The sequence below is a fragment of the Flavivirga aquimarina genome (assembly GCF_030540835.1).
GTDB lineage: Bacteria > Bacteroidota > Bacteroidia > Flavobacteriales > Flavobacteriaceae > Flavivirga > Flavivirga aquimarina.
The window spans coordinates 18,716-28,721 of sequence record NZ_JAUOEK010000163.1 but is presented as its reverse complement, the minus strand read 5'-3'; the positions used below and the strand labels follow the sequence as shown (position 1 = coordinate 28,721).

Here is a 10,006-nt window from a genome sequence, read left to right as displayed (position 1 = left end):
TATGTCGCTTTCAGCTTCTAAAAACTTTTGACACGAACCAGCCTGCCGGCTGGCAGGTTTCACGAATTCACACGAATTCAGTTTTACCATATTTCACGAAGCAGACTTTCAGTCTGCCAAAACGAACCTATGGACTTCCAGCCCATAGGAGTGGTTTAGTTTTAAACTAAATTTATAAATTATAAAATAGTTATTAGTAAAATAATAATTGTTATATTGTCCTACGTATTATAAGTAAATACTCATACTGTATGGCAATAAATATCAATAGGCTTAAAGTTTTTTTTACCCCAGACCCTAAAAGAGTAATCATTCGATTTTTTATGCCAGGAGGTGAAGAACGGGCAAAAAAAATAATAAAAAGAGTTATAGCAATGCCAAAGGGAGTTGCTTCTCAAGTATTGAATCAAACACTAAGAGATTTTAGTAACCGACACCGAAATATAACTCGCATACTCTTAAAACATTACGAAAGAGTCACTTTTTTATTTCCAGAATTAGAGATAGATCCAGCCAATATTTCTAAAGAAATAAAATTGCTAATTGGGGCTTATTTTACACATGAATACTCCATAGAATCGGCCGCGTTTTTTAATCCTTCAATGGTTGAAGATCCAGACCAGTCACATTTAGAAGAAGGACAAAAAAGGGTTATTGTTAGCTTTAGAGCAACTGGAGAAGGACATGTGTCGTCGATTGTTTTTAGGGGAGCGATTTTAGATAAAAGCAATAAATTGGAATTTAGCCCGGTGAGCAAATTAGTCGATATTGCCGAAACCATACAGCTACATGAATATAAAAAATCAGACTTTGTACATAAGTTGCAAGACATGAAATTTGATAATACAGAAGTAGTTGAAAAAATAATAGGAAATCTAAATGAAACGTTTCTCTTTAGAGAGTTAATTAAAAATATAACTGAGTTTGAAAATAATCATGAAATAACGGTAGAAAATAATAAAGTACTTCATGCTATTAAATTTATAGCAAACGCTCAATATAAAATTAGTTTTTCTTTAGACACGGCTATAAGCGAGCGTGTTATTTTTCCAGTAACAGATGCTGAAAGCAATGGGTTGGAAGATGCCAGATTTGTGAAGTTCATAGAAGACAATGGAGACGTAAAATATTATGCAACCTATACCGCTTATAATGGTTTTGTAATAATGCCTCAACTTATAGAAACAACAGATTTTTATACGTTTACAGTGATGCCTATTTATGGAAAACATGCACAGAATAAAGGAATGGCTTTATTTCCTAGAAAAGTGAATGGGCAATATGCTATGCTATCAAGACAAGATGGAGAAAATAATTTTATCATGTATAGCGACCAAGTAAATAATTGGGATAACGATCCAATATTACTTCAAGAACCCGAATATCCATGGGAGTTTGTACAATTAGGGAATTCTGGTTCGGCCATAGAAACAAGTAAAGGCTGGCTGGTTATTACACATGGAGTGGGCGCCATGCGTAGATACGTTTTAGGTGCTATTTTATTAGATTTAAATAATCCTGCAAAAGTATTGGCTCAATTGGATAATCCTTTGTTGGTTGCTAATGAAAAGGAAAGAGAAGGTTATGTGCCAAATGTTGTTTACTCTTGCGGTTCTATAATAAACAATGATAGTATTATTATTCCTTATGCTATGAGTGATACCAGTAGTGGGTTTGCTTATGTTTCCTTACAGGAGGTGTTTGATAATATGGTATATAGCGACAAAGGAAAAAAAGGTACTCCGTTAAATAATGTTAAGCGAATATTATTGGTAGATGATGATAAAACTAATCTGGCTATGGTAAGCCAAATGCTTATTGGAGATGGGTATTTAGTCGATGAGGTAACAGATGGCGTTCAGGCTTTAGTTGCTATTGGAAAAAGCACGTACGATTTAATACTCTCTGATATAGAAATGCCAAATTTTAATGGCTATCAATTACTGGAGTTTATAAAAAGCGAATCTATAAAAATACCAGTTGTATTTCTTAGTTCATACAATAGTGAAGCAGATGAGATAAAAGGGTTACAATTAGGTGCTGCCGAATATTTGCCCAAACCAGTACAAAAGGACTTATTGAGACTACGATTAAAAAATATATTTAGATAGTATCTAATAAACTAACTACAACTGGAAAATTAAGTGAGTTTAAAAGACTCCATAAAGAACACATGTTTTATAATTTGTTTACTCACTTAAGTTGTTAATATTTCGTCTTCTGTCAATAAATTTTGAGACGCTTTTAGTATGGCTTGTTTGCTACTCCATACCGTTAAATAAGATAATAAATAAGAAATTGTGCTTTCTGCACCTTGATTTCTATTTACACAATGTGTTTCTAAACCATCACAACAACCTTTAGACTCTTCGTCATATAAAGGGATAAATAAATCATTGTTACCCGTAAACCAACTAAATGCTACAAGCATTCTTTCATGATATTTAATTTCTTTAGTAACTTCAAAAGCTTTACTATACATCATTATCATGGCCATGGCATTAATAGGTTGTTGACCTTGTGCAGGTCTTTTTTTGCCTTTATAATACCATGTGTTTCCTACTAAAGAAATTCTATCTTTTTTATAAGTTTCTTTGTCTAGAAAATCGGTGCTTTTACTCGCTACATCAAAAATTTCTTTATCCTTTATTCGGTCGTATGCATGCCATAGCGCTAAGGGTATTATAGCGTTATCATAACATAAAATAGGTTCGAACCATTTCCATTCGTTATCACTCTCATCTTTATATTGGTTTAATAACTTGTATGTTAGCGAGTTCATTAAATGTATAATGTTTTCGTTATCCGGGTAACGTTTTAAAAAGTGACAAAACCCTATTATAATGCTTGCAATAGCTCTTATGGATGTGATTTTTTCAAAATGATGATAAGCTTTAAAGAAGGTATCTTTCGCAAATTGAAAATGACTATCGTTTGGAGCCAATCTAATTAAGTACCCCATAGCCCATATGGTTCTTCCAAAGGAGTCTTCAGAGCCTTTTTCGTCTAAAAACTTCTTTTCATAACTCATATCGTTATGAAAAAAACCATCTTCCATTTGCATTAGTTTTATGTACCTCAAATAAACATCTGCAAGACCTATCGAGTTTTTGTCGACACCTAATTCATAAGCCATTAGTACCAGTAATAAAGCTCTGGAGTTATCGTCAAGACAATACCCTTCTTTATAATCTGGGATAGAATAATTGGCATGTTCTAATATACCCATATCATCTGTTAATCGTTTAATATGATCCATACTAAACTTAGGTAGTGATAGAGGCTTTTCGTCATGAGTAATTAATGGAGTATTGTTTATTTTGTTAAGTTCTTTAATATATTGTAAGCCAATTTTATTCCAATACAATTTTTTACCATAGTTGAAAGCGGCTTCTTTTATTTGGGCAATTTTTTCTGGATTGTCTAATAAATCACATAAGGTTTCTGCCAGATCATCACTATTGCCAAAAGCAAATGTTTTCCCTCTGTTATCGGCAAGTAGTTCTTTAGCATGCCAAAACGGAGTCGAAACAATACATGCCCCAGCACCAATGGCATAGCAAATTGTACCACTGGTTATTTGTGCTTCATTTAAGTAGGGTGTTATGTATATATCAGATTCAACAAGAAATGATTTTATATCTTCTTCTTCCAAAAAGTCATCTTCGAAAATAACATTATTAGCTACATTATTGGATTCTGCTAAATCTTTAAGATAGTCGCGGTACTCTTCGTTAGAATGTTTTTTTACATTTGGGTGTGTTTGCCCAAGAACAACATAAATAACATTAGGGTGTTTGTTTACAACTTTTGGCAAGGCATTAATAACTGTTTCAATACCTTTGCTGCGTCCTAAAAAACCAAATGTACCTAATACTTTTTTTCCTGAATAATTAAATTTTGTACTTGTGTTTTCAACATTAGAAAAGTCAGGAACACCATGATGGATAAATTCAATTTTTTGAAGAGGTATTTCGTAAATGGTAGTTAAAAAATCAATAGCCAGATGACTCATTACTATTAATTTTTGAGATAGATGTCCTATTTTTTTAAGAATATGCTTTTCATGATAACTAGGAGTTTGTAATATAGTATGTAATGTCGTAATAATTGGCATTTTTAATTGCTGTAACAACCTTAATGCATAGACACCACTTTCTCCTCCAAAAATTCCAAATTCATGCTGAAAAATACAAACATCGGCATTTAAGCCATTAATAAAATTAGCAGCTGTATTGTAATCATTAGGCTCTTGCTGCTTTATAGTATATTTAACTATATCGGGATATTCATATATTTGATCATGGTCGTTCATTGCGACTACAAGAACTTCATTGTTAGTTTCTTTTTTGTCATTTGCTGCTAGAATAGAATTAGCTAAGTTAGTAGTAAACGTTGCTATACCACAACGTCTGGGCATATAGTTGCCTAGAATAATAATTCTCATTTTTTTCTTTTTAAAGGTTAAAAGAAAGTATTGCTGTTAGAAATTTAAAAACACTGTAAGTTAATTCTTTCTAGTAGGGTAATACAACATTAAAGTAGTTGTTTTCAACACATTTATTAACAATAAGATTATTGTTATTTAATTAAGAGGTGTTTACATCGTGTGTGGTAAGAGTTGCGTTGTGCGCTTGCATCCGAAAAATATCTCTATAAAAAACGCTGTACTCCAAGAGACTATCTACAGGTTTAGCTTAATGAAAAGAAGGTGTTGAATTAGATTATAGCCAATAATTTATTTTTTCCTCCTGCTTGTCGATTTTTGGTACTCTTTAGTAGAATTGCTAATTAAATGACTCAACTCACTAAACTCCTCTTTTGTTAATGCTCTATATTCGCCAATGGGCATATCCATTTTAATATTCATTATTCGAACACGTTTAAGAGTTTCTACGTTATAATTCAGGTATTCGCACATGCGACGAATTTGCCTGTTTAAACCTTGAGTTAAGATAATTTTAAATTGATAAGTGCTTAATTTTTCGACAACACATTTTTTAGTCACTCTGTTCAATTCTGCTAGGGGAATACCACCAGACATACGTTCTATAAATGTCTGAGATATAGGTTTGTCTACTTTTACAATATATTCTTTTTCATGATTATTACTGGCACGAAGAATCTTATTTACAATATCTCCATCATCGGTTAAAAGAATTAAGCCTTCGCTTGGCTTATCTAATCTCCCAATTGGAAAAATGCGTTTTGGATAATTTATAAAGTCAATAATATTATCTTTTTCAACAGAAGTGTCTGTCGTACAAACAATCCCAACAGGTTTATTAAAAGCTAGATAAACAAAATCTTCTTTGTTGTTTTTTATTTCTTTACCATCCACATGAACGGTGTCTCCCGGTGCTATTTTTGTACCCATTTCTGGAATAACACCATTTATGGTAACACGACCTGCCTCGATAAGTTTATCGGCTTCACGACGTGAACAATATCCAACTTCACTTAAAAATTTATTAATACGTTTTAGTTGTACTTCCATGCCTCAAAAGTACAACATTTTACGCGTTTAAGAAGTCGGCAATATGATTGTAAATGATGTTATTTTTTAAGCCATGACCAAAACCTTTAGTTCCAATAAACTGTACTTTTTCGTAATTTTTTTTGAATTTTAGTCCATCTGTGTAAGGAATAATTCTATCCTTTTTGTCATGAATAGTTAATATTTTTGCTTTAAGTTCTTTTGAGAAATTAGGTGCAGAAAAATATTCTGGCAAATGGTTAAATTTTCTTAACACATATTGGGCCATAGCATGAGAAACTTTTTTGTTGTAACCCATCATGGTTTCATATCGTTTAAAGACATCGACAAAATCTGCCGGAGCACCTAATAGAACTATTTTTTCAATAGATTTTAACTGTTTCTTGTATTGCGAAAAAATAGTTGCAGTACCACCAACCGAGTGACCTACAATAGTATTCACTTCAAATTTTTTAGCTACAGCATGTATGCATTCTGAATAAATAAGAGTATTAAATAATTTTTCACTGGAATTACCATGGCCTGGAGCATCTAGAGCAACAACCGTGTAATTTAAAGATTTTAAAATCTCGATTAAGTCTTTCCATCTATAGGCATTGCTTTCCCAACCATGCACTAACAGAATGGTTTTGCTGTTGCCCTTCCAGCAGTAAGTTTTTATTAAAATATTCTCATAAATTATATCTTCTTGAATAGCAGTATTGAGGTACTGATTTTCTTCTTCATTAAGCCTCCCTTTTCGTGGGGTTGAAAATAACTTAATCGCTAATTCCGCAGCATATTTTGGTAAAAAATAACTTATTAGGTTTATATAAACACCAATAGTTTTTATAAAGAGTTTATTCATTTATTTTCTCTGTTTACCATATCTATAGAAAATGCAGGTGTGCAAATTGCTATATATTCACAAGTTTCTGAGAAAGGGTTGGAATATTGAACTCTGGTATTTTTTTCAATTTTAATAGATTGGCCAGCTTCTAAAGTAACAGTTTCATCTTCGATAATAAATTGCTTTTTTCCTTTAATTATAAAAGTATATTCATCAAATTCGGGTGTTTGAAACGGTTCGCTCCACCCCGCAGGTGCTTTCATGTGAGCTACACTTATTTTAGAATTTCCATTAGTAGCTAAACCAAAATGTTCTTTTATTACTTTTCCATCATTTGTTGGAACAACAAATGGATTATTTTGAATGGTATATTTTTTTTGCTTCATGAATTTTTAATTTTGAACACTGAACACTGAACACTGAACACTGAACACTGAACACTGAACACTGAACACACTGCTCATTTCATAGGCTTCTTCTTAATCATGCCTCCTTTTAAATCTTTTACAACTCCCATAATAGTAAACGCATTTCTATCAATTTTATCAATCTCAGTTTGTAATTTGGCAAGTTCTAAACGTGTTACAACTGTGTAGATAATATCTTTATCGTAGCTATGACCTTGTTTCCCATAACCTCCCTTACCAGCATATATAGTACAAGCGCGTCTTAATTTTTCAGTAAGCATGATCCTTAACTCTTCATGCTTGTTTGAGATAATAGTAACCCCTACATACTCTTCTACACCATCTACCACAAAATCTACTGTTTTTGCCGCAGCCAAATAAGTAAGCATGGCATAAAGTGCTGTTTCAATAGAGAGGGTATATGCACCTACAGTAAATATTATGACGTTTATTAATAATAAAACATCACCGATAGTTAAAGACAGTTTTCTGCCTAAAAATATAGCTAAGACTTCGGTGCCATCAATAACACTTCCGCCACGTATAGACATACCAATTCCGAAACCTAAAAAGAAACCTCCAAAAACAGCGATTAATAATTTGTCTTCAGTAACTATAGGATAATTTACAAAGTGCACAACGATTGCTAAAAGCGTTATGGCAGCAATACTTTTTATTGCAAATTTAACCCCAATAGTTCTGGAGGCAAGAATTAAAAAAGGGAGATTAACGAGAACCAGTAGTAATCCTAATTTTAATGATGTTACATTTTCTAATAACAAGGAAATACCTGTGGCACCACCATCAATAAATTTATTTGGTAGTAAAAAACCTTTTAAGCCAAATCCAGCGGAAAAAACACCAATTATAATAAAGAAATATTCTTTAATGGCATGTGATAATTCAACTTGAAACCTTCTCACCAGAGGAACTATTTGTTTTTTGCTTACAGGCTTGTTTACTTGTTTTTTTTCAAGCCTTTTACGAGCAAGGTCTATTAATAGTTTCGATAAGAATGGATTCATTTATTTGTCATTAATGCATACTCCAGTTTAAGAAAAAATATTTTATTTTAGCATTATCAGGAATGTGCGTTGCTTCTATTTTAATATCCATATTAAATCTAAGATTTGCAGGAAGTTCCTTTTTATCTACCACAAAACTTGCATTTAACTCATTTACAAAAATAACGATAACATTTATAAGGTTGCTTATTTTTGAAATTTTATGAGTGCTCGAGATATCTTTAAAAGTACTTAGAGTAGATATGTCCTTATCTGTTTTGTATCGAGGATCAATAATTTGAATGCTTTCTATAACAGATGTTGAATCTAAAACCTGTTTCGGAGTTAAAACTAAAAGTTTTTTACCTCCCTTTTCAAATACATCTATATTGTTTTTACTACCCGCAAATTCGTCACCACTAATAAATTTAACTAAAGAATCATTAATAAAAATATTTTTAAGGTCTTTCACTTGTGTTGAGTCTGTTAATAGTCCAAGGTGTTGTCTTCCAATTTCAAAAGGGTCTTGCTCTTTTTTGCAATTGGAAAATAAAAGGCTAAGAATTATAAAGCCTAAAAATGATTTATACATTATTAAAAATGATTTAGAGGTGGTTAATATTGATTATCAATTTACTATTTCTTCAGGACTTTGGTCAAAATACCAAAAACACTTCTTATAAACGTAGCACTTGTAAGTACTTTAACAATAGGATTCATTCTGGTACTTCTCCTTCCGGAAGACCGTGTTGTTGTGCGACTTTTAGATTGCGCCTTTTTAAGAGCTTCTTTTTCTTGTCTTGCTTTTTCTTTAGCTTCTTCTGCTTCAGCCAGTTCTATTTTTTCATTAAGCATTTCATAAGCACTTTCTCTATCAATATCCTTATTGTATTTTTTTACCAATTTTGATTTAGAAAGTAATGTACTTAATTCCACATCGGTTAAAACATCCATTCTGCTCATAGGTGCTCGCATCATGGTAGCAGCTAATGGTGTGGGTCTACCTTTTTCATCTAAAGCAGATACTAAAGCTTCACCAATACCTAGAGATGTTAAGACTTCGGTGGTGTCGTAGTATTCGGAATCTGGATAATTTTGTGCGGTTAATTTTATAGCTTTTCTATCTTTAGCAGTAAAAGCTCTAAGCGCATGTTGTACTTTTAAGCCAAGTTGCCCTAAAACGGCTTCCGGTACATCTGTTGGGTTTTGAGTGACAAAATACAAACCAACGCCTTTACTTCTTATTAATTTTACAATACTTTCAATCTGACTTAATAATGCTTTTGATGCTTCGTTAAAAATTAAATGAGCTTCATCAATAAATAAAATTAATTCAGGTCTGTCACTATCACCTTGCTCAGGAAATGTTGAATAAATTTCTGCCAATAAACTCAGCATAAATGTTGAGAATAATTTAGGTCTGTCTTGAATATCGGTTAACCTAATAATGTTGATATAACCACGTCCGTTCTCATCAATTCGCAATAAATCCTGAGTATCAAAAGAGGTCTCTCCAAAAAACAGATCGGCGCCTTGTTGTTCTAACTCAACTACTTTTCGCAAGATAGCACCGGTAGATGCTGTAGAAATTCTACCATAAGCTTCGGTGAATTCTGCTTTTCCTTCTTGAGTGGCGTATTGTAATATTTTTTTGAAATCTTTTAAATCTAGAATGGGTAATTTATTGTCATCGCAATATTGAAATATAACTGCCAGAACTCCAGATTGTGTTTCAGATAAATCTAAAATTCTTGAAAGTAATACAGGGCCAAACTCACTTACGGTGGCTCTTAAGCGCACGCCGTCTTGTTCAGAGAGTGTTAATATTTCAACAGGAAAACTTTTGGCTTCAAAAGGAAGCCCTATTTTTTCATGACGTTCATCAATTTTTGGATGCCCAGGGCTAGGTTGTGCCAATCCACTTAAATCACCCTTAATATCCATAAGCAATACAGGGATCCCTTTGTCACTTAGGTTTTCGGCTAGTACTTGTAAGGATTTTGTTTTTCCAGTACCGGTGGCTCCGGCAATTAAACCATGGCGATTCATGGTTTTTAAAGGTATTTTTACATGGGCGCCAGTTACCGTTTCACCATTTAACATGGCTGCTCCTATTGGGATAAAATCACCTTTAGTCGTATTGCCTTCGGTAATATGTTTAAAAAAAGTCTCCTTAGTATCCATTCGCTATAATTTGCATAAAAATACAGGAAAATTAAGGAAGAAAAAAATAAGGTTTTTATAGGGAAGGTGTTTATAATACCTTTAA

General features: G+C 32.6%; 8 protein-coding genes. 1 reads left to right on the top strand and 7 read right to left on the bottom strand.

Annotated elements, in window-relative coordinates; all coding sequences use genetic code 11:
- The first annotated feature begins 251 nt into the window (after positions 1-251).
- Complete coding sequence (locus Q4Q35_RS17450; protein ID WP_303279306.1) at positions 252-2,111, top strand: glycoside hydrolase family 130 protein; 1,860 nt, start codon at positions 252-254, stop codon at positions 2,109-2,111.
- A gap of 86 nt (positions 2,112-2,197) precedes the next feature.
- On the opposite strand, the gene Q4Q35_RS17445 is transcribed toward Q4Q35_RS17450, so the two are convergent.
- The 7 genes from Q4Q35_RS17445 to Q4Q35_RS17415 form a co-directional block, all read right to left on the bottom strand.
- Positions 2,198-4,447 (bottom strand): glycosyltransferase family 4 protein, encoded by a 2,250-nt coding sequence (locus tag Q4Q35_RS17445; RefSeq protein ID WP_303279305.1) that lies wholly within the window; start codon positions 4,445-4,447, stop codon positions 2,198-2,200.
- Positions 4,448-4,738: 291 nt separating this feature from the next.
- Positions 4,739-5,497 carry a 23S rRNA pseudouridine(2604) synthase RluF gene (gene rluF / locus Q4Q35_RS17440; protein WP_303279304.1) on the bottom strand — a complete coding sequence of 253 codons (759 nt, stop codon included), beginning with the start codon at positions 5,495-5,497 and terminating at the stop codon, positions 4,739-4,741.
- 19 nt (positions 5,498-5,516) lie between these two features.
- Positions 5,517-6,344 (bottom strand): alpha/beta fold hydrolase, encoded by an 828-nt coding sequence (locus tag Q4Q35_RS17435; protein ID WP_303279303.1) that lies wholly within the window; start codon positions 6,342-6,344, stop codon positions 5,517-5,519.
- Positions 6,341-6,712: a cupin domain-containing protein gene (locus Q4Q35_RS17430; protein ID WP_303279302.1), complete on the bottom strand. Its 372-nt coding sequence runs from the start codon at positions 6,710-6,712 to the stop codon at positions 6,341-6,343. The genes Q4Q35_RS17435 and Q4Q35_RS17430 overlap by 4 nt, the downstream gene beginning before the upstream one ends.
- A 74-nt stretch (positions 6,713-6,786) precedes the next feature.
- Positions 6,787-7,758: a YitT family protein gene (locus Q4Q35_RS17425; protein ID WP_303279301.1), complete on the bottom strand. Its 972-nt coding sequence runs from the start codon at positions 7,756-7,758 to the stop codon at positions 6,787-6,789.
- A gap of 10 nt (positions 7,759-7,768) precedes the next feature.
- On the bottom strand, positions 7,769-8,329 hold the full coding sequence (locus Q4Q35_RS17420; protein WP_303279300.1) for a hypothetical protein: 561 nt from the start codon (positions 8,327-8,329) through the stop codon (positions 7,769-7,771).
- Positions 8,330-8,373: 44 nt separating this feature from the next.
- Complete coding sequence (locus Q4Q35_RS17415; protein ID WP_303279299.1) at positions 8,374-9,921, bottom strand: helicase HerA-like domain-containing protein; 1,548 nt, start codon at positions 9,919-9,921, stop codon at positions 8,374-8,376.
- Positions 9,922-10,006 lie beyond the last annotated feature (85 nt).